Source organism: Bacillus sp. EB106-04-02-XG92, from assembly GCF_058791995.1.
In genome coordinates this window covers 180,204-200,033 of sequence record NZ_JBYTEA010000008.1, presented here as the reverse complement: position 1 = coordinate 200,033, position 19,830 = coordinate 180,204, and the positions used below count along the sequence as shown (strand labels likewise).

General features: G+C 37.0%; 18 protein-coding genes and 1 riboswitch. Of the genes, 14 read left to right on the top strand and 4 right to left on the bottom strand.

Features of this window, described 5'->3' with window-relative positions; translation table 11 throughout:
- The first annotated feature begins 31 nt into the window (after positions 1-31).
- From purM to purD, 4 genes are all read left to right on the top strand, one after another.
- Positions 32-1,072, top strand: coding sequence for a phosphoribosylformylglycinamidine cyclo-ligase (gene purM / locus AC3WVA_RS20455; protein WP_098521204.1), 1,041 nt, complete (start codon positions 32-34; stop codon positions 1,070-1,072).
- The gene (gene purN / locus AC3WVA_RS20450) at positions 1,069-1,656 is read left to right on the top strand and encodes a phosphoribosylglycinamide formyltransferase (protein WP_000088589.1); all 588 of its coding nucleotides are present in this window, start codon (positions 1,069-1,071) and stop codon (positions 1,654-1,656) included. The genes purM and purN overlap by 4 nt, the downstream gene beginning before the upstream one ends.
- A gap of 24 nt (positions 1,657-1,680) precedes the next feature.
- Positions 1,681-3,216 (top strand): bifunctional phosphoribosylaminoimidazolecarboxamide formyltransferase/IMP cyclohydrolase, encoded by a 1,536-nt coding sequence (gene purH / locus AC3WVA_RS20445; protein ID WP_098521205.1) that lies wholly within the window; start codon positions 1,681-1,683, stop codon positions 3,214-3,216.
- Positions 3,217-3,437: 221 nt separating this feature from the next.
- On the top strand, positions 3,438-4,709 hold the full coding sequence (gene purD / locus AC3WVA_RS20440; RefSeq protein ID WP_098521206.1) for a phosphoribosylamine--glycine ligase: 1,272 nt from the start codon (positions 3,438-3,440) through the stop codon (positions 4,707-4,709).
- Positions 4,710-4,745: 36 nt separating this feature from the next.
- Here the strand turns inward: purD and AC3WVA_RS20435 are convergent, their stop codons facing one another.
- The 3 genes from AC3WVA_RS20435 to AC3WVA_RS20425 all read right to left on the bottom strand — a co-directional run bounded on the left by AC3WVA_RS20435 (position 4,746) and on the right by AC3WVA_RS20425 (position 6,359).
- Positions 4,746-4,910 (bottom strand): type II toxin-antitoxin system antitoxin, encoded by a 165-nt coding sequence (locus AC3WVA_RS20435; RefSeq protein ID WP_087957387.1) that lies wholly within the window; start codon positions 4,908-4,910, stop codon positions 4,746-4,748.
- 16 nt (positions 4,911-4,926) lie between these two features.
- Positions 4,927-5,772 carry an SPFH domain-containing protein gene (locus AC3WVA_RS20430; protein WP_098347372.1) on the bottom strand — a complete coding sequence of 282 codons (846 nt, stop codon included), beginning with the start codon at positions 5,770-5,772 and terminating at the stop codon, positions 4,927-4,929.
- Positions 5,773-5,981: 209 nt separating this feature from the next.
- Positions 5,982-6,359, bottom strand: a complete 378-nt coding sequence (locus AC3WVA_RS20425; RefSeq protein WP_071757773.1) for a YgaP family membrane protein — start codon at positions 6,357-6,359, stop codon at positions 5,982-5,984.
- Positions 6,360-6,697: 338 nt separating this feature from the next.
- Here AC3WVA_RS20425 and pcrB point away from each other — a divergent pair, with 338 nt between their 5' ends.
- The 7 genes from pcrB to AC3WVA_RS20390 all read left to right on the top strand — a co-directional run bounded on the left by pcrB (position 6,698) and on the right by AC3WVA_RS20390 (position 15,781).
- A complete protein-coding gene (gene pcrB / locus AC3WVA_RS20420; protein WP_000272090.1) occupies positions 6,698-7,387 on the top strand; it encodes a heptaprenylglyceryl phosphate synthase in 690 nt (229 codons plus the stop codon).
- Positions 7,388-7,399: 12 nt separating this feature from the next.
- The gene (gene pcrA / locus AC3WVA_RS20415; protein ID WP_048529451.1) at positions 7,400-9,649 is read left to right on the top strand and encodes a DNA helicase PcrA; all 2,250 of its coding nucleotides are present in this window, start codon (positions 7,400-7,402) and stop codon (positions 9,647-9,649) included.
- Positions 9,650-9,664: 15 nt separating this feature from the next.
- A complete protein-coding gene (gene ligA / locus AC3WVA_RS20410; RefSeq protein ID WP_071757775.1) occupies positions 9,665-11,674 on the top strand; it encodes an NAD-dependent DNA ligase LigA in 2,010 nt (669 codons plus the stop codon).
- A gap of 16 nt (positions 11,675-11,690) precedes the next feature.
- On the top strand, positions 11,691-12,884 hold the full coding sequence (locus AC3WVA_RS20405) for a CamS family sex pheromone protein (protein WP_071757776.1): 1,194 nt from the start codon (positions 11,691-11,693) through the stop codon (positions 12,882-12,884).
- A 97-nt stretch (positions 12,885-12,981) separates the two neighbouring features.
- Positions 12,982-13,752 (top strand): TSUP family transporter, encoded by a 771-nt coding sequence (locus tag AC3WVA_RS20400; RefSeq protein WP_048529418.1) that lies wholly within the window; start codon positions 12,982-12,984, stop codon positions 13,750-13,752.
- A gap of 152 nt (positions 13,753-13,904) precedes the next feature.
- Positions 13,905-15,452 (top strand): L-glutamate gamma-semialdehyde dehydrogenase, encoded by a 1,548-nt coding sequence (gene pruA, locus AC3WVA_RS20395; protein ID WP_048529416.1) that lies wholly within the window; start codon positions 13,905-13,907, stop codon positions 15,450-15,452.
- A gap of 179 nt (positions 15,453-15,631) precedes the next feature.
- Positions 15,632-15,781 carry a hypothetical protein gene (locus tag AC3WVA_RS20390; protein ID WP_000521652.1) on the top strand — a complete coding sequence of 50 codons (150 nt, stop codon included), beginning with the start codon at positions 15,632-15,634 and terminating at the stop codon, positions 15,779-15,781.
- Between the two features lie 216 nt (positions 15,782-15,997).
- On the opposite strand, the gene AC3WVA_RS20385 is transcribed toward AC3WVA_RS20390, so the two are convergent.
- Complete coding sequence (locus AC3WVA_RS20385; protein ID WP_098347374.1) at positions 15,998-16,561, bottom strand: cysteine hydrolase family protein; 564 nt, start codon at positions 16,559-16,561, stop codon at positions 15,998-16,000.
- 242 nt (positions 16,562-16,803) lie between these two features.
- A riboswitch (SAM riboswitch) is annotated at positions 16,804-16,910 on the top strand.
- Between the two features lie 123 nt (positions 16,911-17,033).
- Between AC3WVA_RS20385 and AC3WVA_RS20380 the strand changes: the two genes are divergently transcribed.
- Genes AC3WVA_RS20380 through AC3WVA_RS20370 form a run of 3 tightly spaced genes read left to right on the top strand, consistent with a single transcriptional unit; the run spans position 17,034 to position 19,572 of the window.
- Entirely contained in the window at positions 17,034-18,053 is a 1,020-nt protein-coding gene (locus AC3WVA_RS20380; protein WP_492322123.1) for a methionine ABC transporter ATP-binding protein, read from the top strand.
- Entirely contained in the window at positions 18,043-18,708 is a 666-nt protein-coding gene (locus AC3WVA_RS20375; protein ID WP_492322122.1) for a methionine ABC transporter permease, read from the top strand. The genes AC3WVA_RS20380 and AC3WVA_RS20375 overlap by 11 nt, the downstream gene beginning before the upstream one ends.
- A gap of 21 nt (positions 18,709-18,729) precedes the next feature.
- On the top strand, positions 18,730-19,572 hold the full coding sequence (locus tag AC3WVA_RS20370; protein WP_098881149.1) for a MetQ/NlpA family ABC transporter substrate-binding protein: 843 nt from the start codon (positions 18,730-18,732) through the stop codon (positions 19,570-19,572).
- Positions 19,573-19,830: the final 258 nt, after the last annotated feature.

Here is a 19,830-nt window from a genome sequence, read left to right as displayed (position 1 = left end):
GGAGAAATTAAAAGACGAGGTGTAGATAACGATGGCGAATGCATATAAGCAAGCAGGAGTAGATATTGAAGCTGGATATGAAGCGGTATCTCGCATGAAAAAACACGTACAAACAACAATGAGAAAAGAAGTACTAGGCGGTTTAGGCGGTTTTGGAGGTATGTTTGATCTATCAAAATTTGCATTAGAAGAACCTGTATTAGTATCTGGAACAGATGGCGTGGGAACGAAATTGATGCTCGCTTTTATGGCAGATAAACATGACACAATTGGTATTGATGCAGTAGCGATGTGTGTAAATGATATTGTTGTCCAAGGAGCAGAGCCGCTTTTCTTCCTTGATTATATTGCTTGTGGTAAAGCTGAACCTAGTAAAATTGAAAACATCGTCAAAGGTATATCAGAGGGCTGTCGTCAAGCTGGTTGTGCATTAATCGGTGGAGAAACAGCTGAAATGCCAGGAATGTATTCTACGGAAGAATATGATTTAGCTGGTTTTACAGTTGGGATTGTTGATAAAAAGAAAATTGTAACAGGTGAAAAAATTGAAGCTGGTCACGTGCTAATTGGCTTAGCATCTAGCGGTATTCATAGCAATGGTTACTCTTTAGTACGAAAAGTGTTACTAGAAGATGGAGAACTATCTTTAGAGCGTATTTATGGCCGCTTAGAACTACCTCTTGGTGAAGAATTATTAAAACCAACGAAAATTTATGTCAAACCTATTTTAGAACTATTGAAGAAACATGAAGTATACGGTATGGCGCATATTACAGGTGGCGGATTTATTGAAAATATTCCACGTATGTTACCAGAAGGAATCGGTGCTGAGATTGAACTAGGATCTTGGGAAATTCAGCCGATCTTTAGTTTGCTTCAAGAAGTTGGAAAACTGGAAGAGAAAGAAATGTTCAATATTTTTAACATGGGTATTGGTATGGTAGTAGCAGTGAAGGAAGAAGAAGCAAAAGATATCGTTCGTCTTCTTGAAGAGCAAAAAGAAACAGCTCGTATTATTGGACGTACTGTACAAGGGGCTGGCGTTACCTTCAATGGGGGCACAGCACTATGAGTAGATTAGCAGTTTTTGCTTCTGGAAGCGGATCTAACTTTCAATCTCTCGTTAATGCGGTAGAAGAAAAAAGATTGGATGCAGAAATTAGTTTATTAGTATGTGATAAACCAGAAGCACGCGCTGTTGGACGGGCAAATTATCATCATATTCCGTGTTTTGCTTTTTCAGCGAAAGCATATGAGTCAAAAGAAGCGTTTGAAAAAGAGATATTAAAGAAGCTAGAAGAATATGAAATTGATTATGTTATTTTAGCTGGATATATGCGTTTAATCGGGCCGACGTTACTAGAAGCATATGGCGGGAAGATTATTAATATTCATCCATCATTACTACCGAGCTTTCCGGGCAAAGATGCTGTCGGTCAAGCGTTAGAAGCAGGTGTGAAAGTAACTGGAGTAACAATTCATTATGTAGATGCAGGTATGGATACAGGGCCAATTATTGCGCAAGAAGCAGTGGTTGTTTCTGAAGGGGATACGAGAGAAAGTTTACAAAAGAAAATTCAACAAGTTGAACATAAATTATACGTAAATACAGTGAATCAAATTGTTCAGTCTGTGAAAGAATCAACTGTTAACTAACATACAACCAGGGGTGAAGGATAAATGAAAAAGCGTGCATTAGTAAGTGTTTCAGATAAAACAGGAGTAGTAGAATTTGTTAAAGGGTTACTAGAACAAGGGATTGAAGTTATTTCAACAGGTGGTACGAAAAAGTTACTAGAAGAAAACGGTTTACAAGTAATTGGTATTTCTGAAGTAACTGGTTTCCCTGAAATTATGGATGGCCGTGTGAAAACATTACATCCAAATATTCATGGTGGTCTATTAGCAGTTCGCGATAATGCAACGCATGTAGCACAAATGAATGAGTTAGGTATGGAGCCGATTGATTTTGTTGTTGTTAACTTATACCCATTCAAAGAAACAATCGCTAAGCCTGATGTAACATTTGCTGATGCAATTGAAAATATTGATATCGGTGGTCCAACAATGATTCGCTCCGCTGCGAAAAATCATAAATTTGTATCGGTAATTGTAGATCCAGTAGATTACGATGTTGTATTAGCAGAACTGAAAGAGAACGGTGAAGTAAAAGAAGAAACAAAACGTAAATTAGCAGCGAAGGTATTCCGTCATACAGCGGCATATGATGCGTTAATCTCTAACTACTTAACAGAGCAAATGGGTGAAGAAAGCCCAGAAACATTAACTGTGACATTTGAGAAAAAGCAAGACTTACGTTATGGCGAGAACCCACATCAAAAAGCAACTTTCTATAAAGCGCCATTCGCAGCAACTTCTTCTGTTGCATACGCAGAAAAATTACACGGTAAGGAATTATCGTATAACAATATTAACGATGCAGATGCAGCGCTTAGTATCGTGAAAGAATTTACAGAGCCAGCAGTAGTAGCAGTAAAACATATGAATCCATGTGGTGTTGGAGTAGGAACTGATATTCATGAGGCATACACACGTGCTTATGAAGCTGATCCAGTATCAATCTTTGGAGGTATTATCGCAGCGAATCGCGAAATTGACAAAGCAACAGCTGAAAAGTTACACGAAATTTTCTTAGAAATTATTATTGCACCTTCTTTCTCAAAAGAAGCTTTAGAAGTACTGCAAAGTAAGAAAAACTTACGCTTACTAACTGTAAATATTGAAAAAGCGACAAGTGCAAGTAAAAAACTAACTTCTGTACAAGGCGGTCTTCTTGTTCAAGAGGAAGATACGTTATCATTAGATGAAAGTACAATTTCAATTCCAACGAAACGTGAGCCGTCAGAGCAAGAGTGGAAAGATTTAAAACTAGCTTGGAAAGTTGTAAAACATGTGAAATCAAACGCAATTGTTTTAGCGAATGATAACATGACAGTTGGTGTAGGGGCAGGGCAGATGAACCGTGTAGGTTCTGCAAAAATTGCTATCACACAAGCTGGCGAAAAAGCACAAGGTAGCGCACTTGCATCAGATGCTTTCTTCCCAATGCCAGATACAGTAGAAGAAGCAGCAAAAGCAGGAATTACAGCAATCATTCAACCAGGCGGATCAATCCGTGATGAAGATTCTATTAAAGTAGCGGATAAGTATGGGATTGCTATGGTGTTCACGGGCGTACGTCATTTCAAACATTAATAGAGGATGTTTAAAAAGTCCGGTCAAGATAACAGTCGCATGTCGTCGTTGCATTGCCAGTGCGGTACTCATGTAGGAAAACTACATTCCGTGTCCTCCTGTCAAATGCGCCTCGACCTGCTCGGTTCTCTTGATCCTCCTTTTTAAACTTTTATTTATATGAAACCAAACTAGAAGCATAGCTTCTAGTTTGTACTTATTTAAGTATCGGGGGATGAAATATGAATGTTTTAGTAATCGGCCGCGGTGGGCGTGAGCATGCTTTAGCTTGGAAGTTTGCGCAATCTGAAAAGGTAGAAAAGATATATGTAGCACCGGGTAATGAAGGCATGCGCGATGTTGCAACACCAGTTGATATTGATGAAAATGATTTTGATGCATTAGTTTTATTTGCTAAAGAGAATAAGGTTGAATTAACTTTCATTGGACCAGAAATTCCACTTATGAATGGAATTGTTGATCGCTTTAAAGAAGAGGGACTTCGTGTATTTGGTCCAAATAAAGCGGCTGCTGTTATTGAAGGTAGTAAAGCTTTTACGAAAGAATTGATGAAAAAGTATAATATTCCAACTGCGGTATATGAAACTTTTACAGATTATGAAGAAGCAGTACAGTACATTCAAAAAGTTGGTGCACCGATTGTTATTAAGGCAGACGGATTAGCTGCTGGTAAAGGTGTAACAGTAGCAATGACACTTGAAGAGGCGTTACAAGCTGCGAAAGAAATGCTACAAGATGTAAAGTTCGGCGAAGCGAGTAAGAAGGTCGTTATTGAAGAGTTTTTAGATGGACAAGAATTTTCATTAATGGCATTTGTGAATGGAACAACTGTGCATCCGATGGTAATTGCGCAAGATCATAAACGAGCTTTTGATGGTGATAAAGGCCCAAATACAGGCGGAATGGGCGCGTATTCTCCAGTACCACAAATTCCAGAATCAGCAGTTCAAGAGGCGATAAAAACGGTATTACATCCAACTGCTAAAGCGATGATTGCAGAAAACCGTTCATTTACAGGAATTTTATATGCGGGACTTATTTTAACAAATGATGGCCCAAAGGTAATTGAATTTAATGCCCGCTTTGGCGATCCTGAAACGGAAGTTGTATTACCTCGCTTAGAAAATGATTTAGTGGATGTATGTAACGCTGTATTAGATGAAAGTGAATTAACGTTACAATGGTCAGAGGAAGCGGTAATCGGTGTTGTACTTGCTTCGAAAGGGTATCCAGAAGCATATAAAAAAGGTGACATTATTAAAGGATTAGATACATTGCAAGATGTAATTGTGTTTCATTCAGGTACAGCAATGAAACATGGTGACTTTGTAACAAACGGTGGCCGTGTACTATTTGTTGCTTGTAAGGCAAATAGTTTACAAGAAGCGAAAGATAAGGTGTATAAAGAAATCGGTAAAATTGAGAGTGATGGTCTATTTTACCGAAGTGATATAGGATATCGTGCAATTGGGCATGAGATGACGAGAAGCTAATATGTAAAAATCCCGCTGATTTCTCAGCGGGATTTTTTATGCCTCTTTATCTTTTTTCAATTTTCCTTTTTGCTTTGCCATTTCTCGAAGCAAATATTCGATGTGTGCATTGACGCTACGAAACTCATCATTCGCCCATTTTTCGATGACTGCGTGTAATTCAGGATCAATACGTAATGGAAAGCTTTTCTTTTTAGCCATAATGATTTACAACCTTTTAGTATAGGCTTCCTGTATTAATAACTGGTTGCGCACCTTTATCTGAAACGATGGCAACTAATAAGTTATTTACCATATTTGCTTTACGCTCGTCATCGAGTTCCAGTACGCCTTCTTCATCTAACATATGGATTGAATCTTTTGCCATCTTCACAGCACCTTCAACAATCTCTTTTCTAGCAGCCAATACTGCTTTTGCTTGTTGACGTTGTAGCATTGCATGGGCAATTTCTGTTGCGTAGGCTAAATGTGTTAAACGAGTTTCTAATACTTCTACGCCAGCGATTTCAAGGCGTGCTTCTAACTCACGCTTTAATTCTTCAGATACTTCTTCAGTATTTCCACGCAATGTAATGCTGGTTTCATCTTGGAAATTGTCATAAGGATACTTCGTTGCAACGTGGCGGATTGCCGTTTCACTTTGAATTTCTACAAATCGATCATAATGTTCAACGCCGAACATTGCTTTTGCAGAATCAACAACTTTATAGACGATAACAGCTGCAATTTCAATTGGATTTCCGTCAACATCATTTACTTTTAATTTCTTACTATTAAAGTTTTCAACACGTAACGATACAGTTTGACGGAATGCGAACGGAATCGTTAAAAATAAACCGTTTTGACGAATTGTTCCTAAATAATTACCGAAAAACGTAATGACTTTTGCTTGGTTTGGTTGAACAATACCAATACCTGTAGCAAGAACTGCAGCTAAAATAATAGTTAATGCTGCTCCTATGAAAATTTCTTGTACGAGGAAAAATACACCGATAGCGGCTAAAATTAAAATCCCGATAATACCGAGAAAACCATTTACATAAAATACTTGTTTTTCTTTCATATGATCGCCTCCTGATATAAAAATGATATCACTTTTATATCATTTCAAGCAAGGGGTTTGCACCTAATTTTCTGAATTTTATTGATTAGGTATATTTTAAGGTTCAAAATAAGAATGTACGTTCTGTTTTGTGGTAAAATAAAGAAGACTTAACCGCCCACTGCAGCAGCTAAGTCCCTTTGAGAGCATCTTGCATCGTGACAAATGATTCAAAGCGGTTTTGCCAGGATTATATCTTCAATCGCTGACTCAATCTCTTTGTCAGAAGCGTCATAACTTCCATTTGACCGTGGTTTGTCATAATTGGAAGTTTGGTTCACTTCTTCTTTAGTATGTCTCTTTTCAGCAAAATTCATGCTAGGCATTTTAAATGCCCCCATATTCATGTATTTTCCGAATTTCCACATTTCAACAATAGGGCAGAAACGAACAATTCCCTCTGCAATTTTCATTGCACCAATCCATAGCAAGACGTTAGACCAAGTGCACCACGGCTTGCGTACAAGTTTAGCGCTACTACAGCCGAAGAGGACAAGTCCGAGTGTGATTCGAATTAGGGCATTTATTGTACCGATGTTTTGCTTCATTAGAAAAACACTCCTTTTTATGAAAGTTGAAATAGATAATACTATTTCTCTTATTAGTATCCCGTGTGATTTTTGGGATATGTAATCCAACATTTGACGTTGAAAAAGATGTTGGAATGTGCGTGTGTGCAAGTAGCTTTTTTTGTTATAATGAAAGAATGCATAAAAGGAAGTTCAAAATTAAATCCTCTCGTTTGAAAAAATGTGGAAGAGGGAATTCCAAACTTAATTCTCCGTTTTAAACAAATATTTAAGATGAAGTTAAAAAAATCCTAATGAAAATAAACTGTTACTTTGAACAGAAATATACATAAATAGAGAAAAGAAAGGGTGTTTTCATGTACGATATTTCCGGGTGGAAACATGTATTTAAGCTTGATCCAAATAAGGAGTTAAGTGATGAACATTTAGAAATGATTTGTGAGTCTGGAACAGATGCTGTTATTGTAGGCGGAAGTGATGGAGTAACAATTGATAATGTACTACACATGCTAGTTAGCATTCGTAGATATGCAGTTCCTTGTGTGTTAGAGGTTTCTGATGTAGAAGCAATTACACCAGGATTTGATTTTTATTATATCCCAAGCGTTTTAAATAGCCGAAAAGTAGAATGGGTAACAGGCGTTCATCATGAGGCTTTGAAAGAATTTGGGGATATTATGGATTGGGACGAAATTTTCATGGAAGGGTATTGTGTTTTAAATCCTGAAGCGAAAGTAGCCCAGCTTACAGATGCGAAATGTGATGTAACAGAAGATGATGTGATTGCATACGCGCGTTTAGCAGACAAGCTATTACGTTTACCGATATTTTATTTAGAATATAGCGGTACGTATGGAGACGTTGAACTTGTTAAAAATGTGAAAGCAGAATTGAAACAAGCGAAGTTGTATTACGGTGGCGGTATTTCTAATGCTGAACAAGCGAAGGAAATGGCGCAGTACGCTGATACGGTAGTTGTTGGAAATATTATTTATGATGATATAAAAGCAGCGTTAAAAACGGTTAAAGCAGTAAAAGGAGAGTAGGTGCAGGCGTATATGAGTACGACAGATAAGTTATTAAATGGTTTAAATCCGCAGCAACAAAAAGCAGTACAAACAACGAACGGACCACTTCTATTAATGGCAGGCGCAGGTAGTGGTAAAACACGTGTGTTAACACATCGTATTGCGTATTTACTTGGTGAAAAAGGTATAGCGCCGTGGAATGTACTAGCTATTACCTTCACAAATAAAGCCGCTCGTGAAATGCGCGAGCGTATTGATACACTTGTCGGACCAGAAGCAGAAGATATTTGGATTTCTACGTTCCACTCTATGTGTGTACGTATTTTACGACGTGATATCGATCGTATTGGTATTAATCGTAACTTTACAATTTTAGATTCAGGCGATCAGTTAACTGTAGTCAAAAAAATTATGAAAGAGCGCAATATTGATCCGAAGAAATTTGAACCACGCTCTATTTTAGCGGGTATTAGTAATGCGAAAAATGAATTGTTATCTGCAGATAAATACGCAAAAAAAATTACAATCGCTGATCCATATGAAAAATTAACGAGCGATGTATATACAGAATATCAAAAACGTCTTCTGAAAAATAACTCATTAGACTTTGATGATTTAATTATGACAACGATTCAGTTATTTGAACGTGTTCCAGAAGTACTAGAGTTTTATCAACGTAAGTTCCAATATATTCACGTGGATGAGTATCAAGATACGAACAAAGCGCAGTACCTTCTTGTTAAACATTTAGCTGCACGCTTTAAAAATTTATGCGTTGTAGGTGACTCTGATCAGTCTATTTATCGCTGGCGCGGTGCTGACATTTCTAACATTTTGTCATTCGAAAAAGACTATGAGAATGCGCAAGTTATTTTGTTAGAACAAAATTATCGTTCGTCACAAAACATTTTAAATGCAGCGAATGCTGTTATTGAAAAAAATACGAATCGTAAACCGAAGAAGTTATGGACAGATAATGAAGTTGGAAGCAAAATCTCATACTACCGTGCTGCAACGGAAAAAGACGAAGCGTACTTTGTTGCGAAAAAAATTCGTGATGATATTCAAATGGGAAAACGAAAATATACTGATTTTGCCGTGTTATATCGTACGAATGCGCAGTCTCGTATGGTCGAGGAGATTTTCCTGAAATCTAATATTCCTTACAAAATTGTCGGCGGTACGAAGTTCTATGATCGTAAAGAGATTAAAGACATTTTGGCGTATTTACGTTTAATTGGAAATCCAGATGATGAGATTAGTTTCGCACGTATTATAAATGTGCCAAAGCGCGGAATTGGTGCGACTTCTATCGATAAAATTATTAATTACGGTGTGCAAAATGGAATTTCATTAACGGCTGTATTCGATGAGATTGAGCATGTTGGAGTAAGTGCAAAGGTTACAAAGGCAGTGAAAGAATTCGCAGGTTTATTACACAACTGGGTAAATATGCAAGAGTATTTATCTGTTACAGAATTGGTAGAAGAAGTTATTGAAAAAACAGGCTATCGCGATATGTTGAAAAACGAGCGTACGTTAGAAGCGGAAGGCCGTCTAGAGAACTTAGATGAGTTTTTATCTGTTACGCAAACATTTGAATCTCAAAGCGAAGATAAGAGCCTTGTTGCATTCTTAACAGACTTAGCACTTGTTGCTGATATTGATCGTGTAGATGAAGATCCAACTGCTGGTGAGGAAGTTATTTTAATGACGATGCACTCAGCGAAAGGATTAGAATTCCCAGTTGTCTTTATTGTCGGTTTAGAGGAAGGAATATTCCCACATACTCGCTCTCTAATGGAAGAAGATGAAATGCAAGAAGAGCGCCGTCTTGCTTATGTAGGTATTACTCGTGCAGAAGAAGAGCTATATTTATCCAATGCACAAATGCGTACTTTATTTGGTAGAACAAGTATGAACGCCGCATCTCGATTTATTACAGAAATCCCAGCAGAACTAGTGGAATCATTAAATGAAACAGCACCAAAGCGTGAAACTTCGTTTGGTGCAAAAGGAAGAACGGCTAGTAGCAGTAAAACGACAGTCACAACTACAACACGCTCTCGTTCAGCTTTCGCGCGTCCTGCAGCTAAGACGACAGGCGGCGAACAAATCGGCTGGGCAGTAGGCGATAAAGCTTCCCACCAAAAATGGGGAGTTGGTACAGTTGTAAGTGTAAAAGGTGAAGGTGATGCAAAAGAATTAGATATTGCGTTCCCAAGCCCAATTGGTGTTAAACGTTTGTTAGCAAAATTTGCACCTGTGACGAAACAATAGGAAAGGAATGAGGATATGTCAAAAGAGATAGCAAAACAACGTATAGAAGAACTGCGTGATTTGTTAAATACATTTAACTATCAATATCACGTATTAGACAATCCTTCTGTTTCTGATGCGGAGTATGACCGTAATATGCAGGAGCTTATAAAATTAGAAGCAGAGAATCCAGAGTTTATGAGTGAAGACTCTCCCTCAATTCGCGTTGGGGGAACTGTTCTTGATATATTTGAAAAAGTAACACATAAGTCACCGATGTTAAGTTTAGGAAACGCATTTAACGAGGGGGATTTACGTGATTTTGACCGACGAGTACGCCAAGGAATTGATGATGCGAATGTAAGATATATTTGTGAATTAAAAATTGACGGACTTGCTGTTTCACTTCATTATGAAAAAGGACGCTTCATTCAAGGGGCAACACGTGGTGATGGTGTAACAGGTGAAGATATTACTCAAAATTTAAAAACGATTAAAGCGATCCCGCTTCGTTTAAATGAAGAAGTAACGTTAGAAGCACGAGGCGAAGCTTATATGCCGAAGCGTTCATTCGTTAAGCTAAATGAAGAAAAAGAGCAAAACGGTGAAGATGTATTTGCGAATCCACGTAATGCGGCAGCAGGTTCAATACGCCAACTGGATCCAAAAATTGCAGCGAAGCGTAACTTATCTATGTTTGTATACGGTCTTGCGAATGTAGAAGAAAAAACAATTCCATCACATAGTGAATCGCTTGATTTCTTAGGTGAACTTGGATTCAAAACAAATCCAAATCGTCGTACATGTGAAACAATTGAAGAAGTTATCGCTTATGTAGAAGAATGGCAAGAAAAACGTCCGCATCTTGATTATGAGATTGATGGAATTGTTATAAAAGTAGATGATGTTGCTCTTCAAGAAAGTTTAGGAACTACAGCAAAGAGTCCAAGATGGGCGATTGCTTATAAATTCCCAGCTGAAGAAGTTGTAACAAGATTAACAGGTATTGAATTAAGTGTTGGTCGCACAGGGGTTGTAACACCGACTGCAGAGCTAGAACCAGTGCGAGTGGCTGGTACTATCGTTCGTCGTGCTTCTTTACATAACGAAGATTTAATTCGTGAAAAAGATATTCGAATTGGTGACTATGTTGTTGTGAAGAAGGCTGGAGATATTATTCCTGAAGTTGTGAACGTTATTTTTGATAAGCGTACTGGTGAGGAAGAAGAATATCATATGCCAACGCATTGCCCAGCATGTGAGAGTGAACTAGTTCGTTTAGAAGAAGAGGTAGCACTTCGTTGTATAAATCCAACTTGTCCGGCTCAAATTCGTGAAGGGTTAATTCATTTCGTTTCAAGAAATGCAATGAATATTGATGGACTTGGAGAACGTGTCATTACACAACTCTTTGATGCTGATTATATTCGTACATTTGCGGATTTGTATTCGTTGACGAAAGAGCAATTATTGCAGCTAGAACGATTCGGCGAAAAATCAGCAACGAATTTAGTACAAGCAATTGAGAATTCTAAAGAAAACTCATTAGAGCGGTTATTATTTGGTCTTGGTATTCGCCACGTTGGAGCAAAAGCAGCACGTACATTTGCAGAGCATTTTGAAACGATGGATGCACTTGTGAAAGCAACGGAAGAAGAACTAAAAGCAATTAACGAGATTGGTGAAAAAATGGCTCAATCCGTCGTGACGTATTTTGATAATGAAGACGTATTAGAGTTATTACAACAATTTAAAGAGTATGGCGTGAATATGACATACAAAGGTATAAAAATTGCAGATTTACAAAATGTTGAGTCGTACTTCGCAGGAAAAACTGTCGTTTTAACAGGGAAATTAGAAGTGATGGGACGAAGTGAAGCGAAGAAGAAGATTGAGGCATTAGGTGGAAAAGTAACAGGAAGTGTTAGTAAGAGTACGGATTTAGTTGTTGCAGGTGAAGCAGCAGGTTCGAAATTAGCACAAGCGGAGAAACATAATGTTGAGGTTTGGAATGAAGAGAGGTTCTTACAAGAGCTAAATAAGTAAGAGGTGCAAACTTACCATGAAAAAAATAGCATTAGCGGTATTAAGCCTTGGTCTACTTGTAAGTGGGTGTAGTGCAGGTGCCGACAAAGATGAAAAAGTGGCTGAGAAATCGGGGAAAGCAAAAGAACAATCAGTTGTTCCAAAATACGCTATGTCGGATGAATATTATAAGACGACAATTCCATTTGATGGTGGAAAGGCACGTGGTTTAGTCGTGCAAGGAGTAAATAATCGTCTTGATATAGATGAATTTGAAACAGGATTAATGCGTATTGCGAAGGAATCTTTTAGTACGAAAGATCATTTCTTTAAAGGTGGAAGTACTCTAGATACTCAAAATGTGCAGATGCTTGTTAAAAGAAAGCGTACAGATGCTGAGCAAAAGGAACTAGAGGACAAATTAAAAAAAGATGCCGTTAAATTCCCAAACATTGGGTTAAACCCAGCGTTAGGTGGAGGATCTGAATCATTAGAGGCAAAAAATAAAAAAAATCCAATATATATTTCCAATATTTTAGAGCATGATTATTATGTGAAAAAAGGCGAAACAGATGAACTCCAAGGCATTGTAGTTGGTTTAGCAATGAATTCGGTTCATTATTACGAGGAAGAGCATGGTTATCCGCGTGAGGCTAAAATTGAGCAAGAAAAAATGTTAGCTGAAGGGAAAAAAATGGCGCAAGAAGTCTTGAAATTTATGCATCAAAAAGATCCTACAACAAAAAACCTTCCGATAACATTTGCAATTTATCGTCAGGCTCCAAAGGCTTCACTCGTGCCAGGTAACTTTGTTTCTTATGCGAATGTTGAAAAAGGTAGTGAAACGGTTGAAGATTGGAAACAAATTAATGAGAAATATTATTTATTCCCATCTGAACAAGCGAAAACAGATAATAAACGTGAAGATTTGGCGAGAGTATCAAACTTTAAAGCAAAACTAAGCGATTATTTCCAAGGCGACTATACAGCTGTTATCGGTACTGGTATGTATAGAGACGATGAATTAAGGGAAGTAAAGCTTGATATTCCTGTCCAGTTTAATGGCAAAGCAGAAATAATTGGTTTTACACAATATGTAGCTGGACTTGTTATGGAATACTTCCCGAATTATATGAAAGTACAAGTAACGATTAAATCTGTAGAACGTCCAGAAGCGATTATTATACGTGAAGCGAAGCAAGATGAACCGTTTGTGAAAATTTTAGATTAAATAGAAGGGCCGTTCCTTTGTGGAACGGCTTTTTTTCTTGAAGAATTTTGTTATAATTTAAAATGTTATAAATAATGGGGGGTAAGGGGTAAAGCACATGGACGAATTAAGTTTTCAAGTCATTATTTTATTAATTGCATTCGGCTTTTTAGCAGCTTTTATTGATTCAGTTGTTGGCGGCGGAGGATTAATCTCGCTTCCGGCACTTATGTTTGTTGGTTTACCACCAGCTTCGGCAATTGCAACGAATAAATTAGCTGCAACGATGGGGACGTTTACGAGTGCGATTTATTTCATTCGATCGGGGAAGGTCGATTTTAAAATTGTAGGAAAGTTAATCCCGTTAACTATTATAGGGGCCGTCGCAGGTGCTTTAGTAGTAAAGTTTATTCCGCCGGATATTTTACGGCCGTTAGTGCTTGTAATGTTGGTGTTTATTGCCATTTATATTATCGCGAAAAAGGATTGGGGAAGTGTATCTACCTATAAGAAGATGACGAAAAGAAAAACATTAATATTTTTCTTCGTTATCTTAATGATAGGGTTTTACGATGGTTTTTTTGGCCCAGGGACAGGATCCTTTTTAATTTTTGCATTTTTATTAATTGGTTTGGATTTTATTCAAGCGGCAGCATCTGGAAAACTTTTGAACTTTGTTAGTAATATTGTATCTTTAATTACTTTTTTATTTTTGGATGTAATTCATTTTGAATACGGTATTATTATGGGATTATCGATGATTTTGGGCGCTTATTTTGGATCGAAGTTTGCAGTTCAAAAAGGTGTTGGATATGTAAGGACTTTATTTTTATTAGTAACTATTTTATTAATCGGAAAAAACATTTTGGAATATACTCATATTTTGTAGAGTTATACGTTTGTATAACTCTAATTTTTTATTATATTTTAAAAATTAATTAATTTTTAAAATATAAGTCTAGGAATATTTGAATAAATCTAAATTATCGTGTAGAATAATGTTGTAAAATGTAAACGTTTTTCTAAGGGGAGGCTAAAAGGATGGTAGTAGCATACAAACATGAGCCATTTACAGATTTTTCAGTGGAGGCTAACAAATTAGCGTTTGAAGAAGGTTTAAAGAAAGTAGAATCTTATCTTGGACAAGACTATCCATTAATTATTGGGGGAGAAAAAATCACTACAGAAGACAAAATTGTTTCTGTAAACCCTGCAAATAAAGAGGAACTTGTTGGTCGCGTTTCAAAAGCAAGCCGTGAGTTAGCTGAAAAAGCAATGCAAGTAGCGGATGAAACATTCCAAACTTGGAGAAAATCAAAGCCAGAAATGCGTGCAGACATTTTATTCCGCGCTGCAGCAATCGTTCGTCGCAGAAAACATGAATTCTCTGCTATTCTTGTAAAAGAAGCAGGTAAACCATGGAATGAGGCAGATGCTGATACAGCAGAAGCAATCGACTTTATGGAATATTATGGTCGTCAAATGTTAAAATTAAAAGACGGAATTCCAGTAGAAAGCCGTCCAATTGAATATAATCGTTTCTCTTACATTCCATTAGGAGTAGGTGTTATCATTTCTCCTTGGAACTTCCCATTCGCAATTATGGCAGGTATGACAACAGCTGCTTTAGTTTCTGGTAACACAGTATTACTAAAACCAGCTAGTACAACTCCTGTAGTAGCAGCGAAATTCATGGAAGTATTAGAAGAAGCTGGCTTACCAGCTGGCGTAGTAAACTTCGTTCCAGGTAATGGTTCTGAAGTTGGTGACTACTTAGTAGATCATCCTCGTACACGTTTCATTAGCTTCACAGGATCTCGTGATGTAGGTATCCGTATTTATGAGCGTGCAGCGAAAGTTAACCCAGGCCAAATTTGGTTAAAACGCGTTATCGCTGAAATGGGTGGTAAAGATACAATCGTTGTTGATAAAGAAGCAGATCTTGAATTAGCAGCTAAATCTATTGTTGCATCAGCATTCGGATTCTCAGGACAAAAATGTTCTGCATGTTCTCGTGCAGTAATTCATGAAGATGTATACGATCACGTATTAAATCGTGCTGTTGAATTAACGAAAGAATTAACAGTTGCTAACCCAGCTGTATTAGGTACAAATATGGGTCCTGTTAATGACCAAGCTGCATTCGATAAAGTAATGAGCTATGTTGCAATTGGTAAAGAAGAAGGCAGAATCTTAGCAGGTGGCGAAGGAGACGATTCTAAAGGTTGGTTCATCCAACCAACAATCGTTGCTGACGTTGCAGAAGATGCGCGCTTAATGAAAGAAGAAATCTTCGGACCAGTAGTAGCATTCTGTAAAGCAAAAGACTTTGACCATGCACTTGCAATTGCAAACAATACAGAATACGGTTTAACAGGTGCTGTTGTTACTAACAACCGTGATCATATTGAAAAAGCACGTGAAGACTTCCACGTAGGTAACTTATACTTCAACCGTGGATGTACTGGTGCAATCGTAGGATACCAACCATTCGGTGGCTTTAACATGTCTGGTACAGACTCTAAAGCTGGTGGCCCTGACTACTTAGCACTTCACATGCAAGCAAAAACTACTTCTGAAACTTTATAAGAAATAGTAGAAGAGATCTTCGCAGTCTGCGAAGATCTCTTTTTTTTGAAAAACTTTCTATATGTGGATTAAGATACATATCAGTAGAAAAACTAATATAAGGTGTATTTAAGTAAAATAAGGTATATTATATTGGTTGAATAAATTCTCTTTCAAGATAAGAAAAGTAGGTGAACAAAGTGGGAAAATATCAATTAGATTACAAGAGTCAGGTAGCCGTGGCAAAGTTTCATGAAAAACAGACGCCTGCCAAATTTGATAAAAAGCAGCAAATTGAAAATTTGCGTGCGGAGTATTTGAAAAAGAAGCAAAAACAAACAGATAAATAATAGGAGAGGCTAGTTCCACTTACCATAAATTACTATTTGGTAAGTGGAACTAGCTAAACCCTATTCATATCGGGATAAACATGTAAATAGAAACAAAGCAACGAGAAAAGTTGACTTATTAGTCACATTTTTTAGTATTCATTTTAAGAATTTCCTGTATAATACAATTTGAAAGAAAATCTATGGTTTGACAAGAAACACTCCTTTCGGTTTTGCTCACTGAAGGGAGTGTTTTTTTGTAGCTACAAACTCCGCTGTACTCATTACATTTGCATATACGCCATTTAAACTAGCCAAAATTGTGTTATGAATATAAACGGCTGGTATAGTAGCATTCTTAAAAGAAAGATCTTTTGTAGCACAAGCATCATGTATAACGGTACATTGAAAGCCGAAATCAAAAGCAGCTCTTACGGTAGCATCAATACACATATGAGTCATCATCCCGCATATGACGACGTGCTCAATAGCTAAATGTTGTAATTGTTCTAGAAGATCAGTTTCTCGAAAACTATTTGGATAATGTTTGAGTATAACAGTTTCATCTCTAAGTGGCCGTACACTTTCATGAATATGTACACCTTCAGTATTGGGTAGGAAAAAAGTAGCGTCATCTTTTATGGCTACATGTTGGATATGAAAAATAGGTTCGTTTTTCGTTCGAAAGAGTTGTAGTAGCTGACTAGCATAGTCGCTTGCTTCTACTGGATTACGCAATTCCATCTTTCCATTTGGAAAATAATCGTTTTGAATATCGACGAGTAAAAGAGCTGTTTTCATATATTTATCTTCCTCCGATTTCATATTCAAATAATGGTATTCAATTTATAGAGAGGATTCTCCTTTTAAAAAAATATGAAGGAAAAGAATTTTACATAACTTTAAAAACCAATATTATATTGTGATTTTTCATTTTAAAATTTTAATAAATAAATAATTAATATTTTTCTAAAAAATGTATTGACTCTTATTATTCTGAGTTCTATAATGAGAATTAATTAAACGACAATTAAATCGATACATTCTTATCCAGAGAGGTGGAGGGACTGGCCCTACGATACCTCAGCAACGGGTTTTTTAATACCGTGCTAACTCCAGCAAGCCTTATAAAAGGCTTGGAAGATGAGAAGATGTGACCGAGTACATATAAGTGCTCTCCTTCTTATCTTTATGTTTGATAAGAGGGAGAGCACTTTTTATTTCACCTCGAAAGCTCTACTTCAAGTTTTTACAGCATATAGGAGGGAAGAAAATGATTTCTTTTAACAATGTAAGCAAAGTATATGAATCAGGTGGGCAATCTGTTCATGCAGTGGAAGATGTAACATTATCCGTTGAGAAGGGCGAAATTTTTGGCATTATCGGTTTTAGTGGCGCTGGAAAGAGTACGTTGTTACGCTTAGTAAATATGTTAGAGAGACCGACGGCAGGAACGATTTCAATAGATGATAAAGATATTACATCACTATCGACGAAAGAATTACGGAAGCTAAGACAAAGAATTGGGATGATTTTTCAAAGTTTTAATTTATTTAATTCAAGAACAGTATTTGGGAATATTGCGTACCCATTGAAGTTAGCGAAAGTACCAAAGAATGAGATAAAAGAAAGAGTAAATGAACTGCTGAAGTTTGTAGGATTAGAAGATAAAGCAGACTATTATCCAGAGCAACTATCAGGTGGTCAAAAACAACGTGTTGGCATTGCAAGAGCACTTGCAACATCACCGGGTATCCTTATATGTGATGAGGCAACGTCAGCTCTGGATCCAGAAACAACGACAGAAATTTTAAACTTATTAAAGAAAGTAAATCGAGAATATAATGTAACGATTCTACTTATTACACACGAAATGCATGTTGTGAAAGAAATATGTCATCGTGTAGCTGTAATGGAGAAGGGGAAAGTTATTGAAGAAGGAAAACTGTTTGACGTTTTCACACAACCAAAAACAAAGACAACTCAAAACTTTGTACGCTCTATTATTAATGATCATTTACCGGAAAGTGTTCTAGGGAAAATTCAAAACGGAGGACAGATTTATCGCTTAACATTTACTGGTGAAGAGACAGGACAGCCAGTACTATCATATATCGCGAAAAACTATAACGTCGATGTAAATGTACTGTATGGAAATATTATTGAACTTCAAAATGTGCTATTTGGAAATCTTCTTGTAGAACTGCAAGGTGAACAGAAGGAAATTCAAAAAGCATTACAACATCTAAGACTACAAGTGCAGCTGAAGGAGGTAGAAGCTCATGCGAGTTGATTGGAGTATATTTTGGCCTCGCATAGTAGATGCGACGGGGGATACCCTCTTAATGGTAATCGTAACCCTTATATTTGCTACAATTCCCGGTATACCTCTAGGTTTACTATTATATGTAACGAGAAAAGGAAACTTTTTAGAAAATAAATGGGTCTTTTCTATTCTTAATATCATTATTAATACAATTCGTCCGGTTCCATTCATCATCTTCTTAGTAGCTTTAAGTCCACTAACAAGAAGTGTTATCGGAACGACGATTGGAACAGCAGCAGCAATTTTCCCAATGACGTTAGTTGCATCAATTGGTATTGCGAGAATGGTTGAAACAAATCTTGTTTCAGTTCCAAAGGGGGTCATTGAAGCTGCTCAAGCAATGGGTGCTTCACCATTTAGAATTGTTTTTGAAATTCTTGTACCAGAAGCGTTAGCACCATTAATCTTAGGAGTTACATTTATGACGGTTGGTTTAATTGAATTTTCTGCAGTTGCTGGGCTTGTCGGTGGTGGCGGTCTTGGTGACTTAGCGATGACATATGGTTATCAACGTTTTGATACATCAGTTATGTTCGTAACGGTCGTTTTACTTATTATTCTCGTACAGGTAGCTCAAAATTTAGGAAACTACTTTGCGAAAGTCTTTTTACGCAGATCATAAAAGGGAAGAGGGGAAAAGGAAATGAAGAAAATTTTAGCATTTGCATTATCAGCAATTGTAGGGATTTCAGCGTTAAGTGGTTGTTCAGATGCAGGAGCAAAAGAGAAGACAGTCCGCATTGGTGTAACTGGAACGGATGGAAACGCTTGGGAAATTGTAAAGGAAAAAGCTGAAAAAGAAGGGATTAAAGTTAAACTGGTTGAGTTCTCTGATTATACAACGCCAAATAAAGCGTTAGCTGATGGAGATATTGAACTAAACTCATTTCAGCATATAGCTTTCTTAGAGCAGTTTAAAAAAGAGCATAAGTTAGATATTACAGCTGTCGGTACAACGCAAATTGCACCAATGGGCTTATACTCTGAAAAACATAAGAAAGCAAGTGAAATCCCAGATGGTTCAGAAATTGCGATTCCAAATGATCCAACGAACCAAGCTCGTGCATTAAAACTTCTTGATGCAGCTGGATTAGTAAAGCTTAAGAAAGACTTTGGCTTATTTGGAGATCCAAGCGGCATTGCTGAAAATCCGAAGAAGTTAAAAATTACACCGGTTATCGCACAGCAAACACCTCGTGTATTAAAAGATGTTGCAGCGTCAGTTATTAATAACGGTGTTGCTGGTCAAGCTGGACTAGATCCAGCGAAGGATCCGATTTTCTTAGAAGATCCAAAGAATGAAAATGCAAAGACATATATTAATATTTTCGCAGCTCGTACGAAAGATAAAGATGATCCAATACTGAAAAAAGTAATTGAACTATATCATTCAAAAGAAGTAACAGATGCAATTAAGAAAGAAACAAATGATGGTTCCATTTCAGTAGATCTTTCACGTGATGAGCTTGAAAAAATCGTAAAATAATGATTGGGTTTAACGGGCTAGCAGAAGGAACCCCTCCGCTGTTAGTTCGTTCAACATATAATCTACTTAACAAACCCTAATTCTGTACCTTCCAATTCTGTATAACGTAGAATCCAATGTTTGTTAAGTAGAGTAATGGACCAGGAGTTTTCCTGGTCTTTTTTTTATCCCGCGTTAACGGACAGTAAAACTCCCACCTTAAAATTCAGTTGGAGCAAAGAAGTTAGGTGGGAGTCGGGCTGTCCGTAAACGTCCGAT